This is a genomic window from Paraburkholderia madseniana, from assembly GCF_009690905.1.
In the GTDB taxonomy this organism is placed as follows: domain Bacteria; phylum Pseudomonadota; class Gammaproteobacteria; order Burkholderiales; family Burkholderiaceae; genus Paraburkholderia; species Paraburkholderia madseniana.
Window position 1 is genome coordinate 1 of record NZ_VOSW01000295.1, and the last position, 874, is coordinate 874.

Here is an 874-nt window from a genome sequence, read left to right on the forward strand (position 1 = left end):
TTAGAGCGTGTTAGGCACTTCGTGTCAGACCTGGTATCCTAGCGGCATGAGAAAAGCAGACCGCAAAGGGTATCCGAGTGATGTGTCGGACGAAGAATGGAGCTTCGCGGCACCGTATCTGACACTGATGGACGTCAGCGCGCCGCAGCGCAAATATGAGCTACGCGACATGTTCGATGCGTTACGCTGGATGGCTCGGGCCGGCGCGCCCTGGCGGATGCTACCCAATGACTTCCCGCCGTGGGAGTTGGTGTACCAGCAGACCCAACGCTGGTTACAGGCAGGCTGTTTTGAGCACATGGTCTGCGACCTGCGCTCGATAATACGCGTGGCGCAGGGACGGCAGGGACAACCCAGCGCCGTCATCCTGGATGGCCGCACATTGCAGTCAACCTGCGAGAGTGGTCCACGCGCGGGCTATGACGGTTATAAGCGCAAACGCGGCAGCAAAGTCCATATTGCGGTAGACACCCTGGGACAGTTGCTGGCAGTGCATGTGACACCGGCCAATGAACAGGAGCGCGCACAGGTAACAGAACTTGCGCGTCAGGTTCAGCAGGTAACAGGACAAACAGTCAAAGTGGCTTTTGCGGATCAGGGATACACCGGCGAAGACGCAGCACAGGCTGCACGTGATGAAGGCATTGAACTGCAGGTGATCAAACTGCAGGAAGCCAAAAAGGGCTTTGTCCTGCTGCCCCGGCGGTGGGTGGTCGAGCGCAGCTTTGGCTGGCTTAACCGATTCCGCCGCCTCGCGCGTGATTATGAAAGGCTACCCGAAACACTTGCCGGGTTGCATTTCGTGGTCTTCGCGATGCTCATGCTCGTTCACGCAGTGCCGGTACTTCAAAGTGCCTAACACGCTCTAGTCGCA

At 58.1% G+C, this 874-nt stretch carries 1 protein-coding gene; it reads left to right on the top strand.

What is annotated here, in order from left to right; genetic code table 11:
* Window positions 1–46: 46 nt before the first annotated feature.
* A complete protein-coding gene (locus FSO04_RS45880) occupies window positions 47–859 on the top strand; it encodes an IS5 family transposase (RefSeq protein ID WP_154568023.1) in 813 nt (270 codons plus the stop codon).
* Window positions 860–874: the final 15 nt, after the last annotated feature.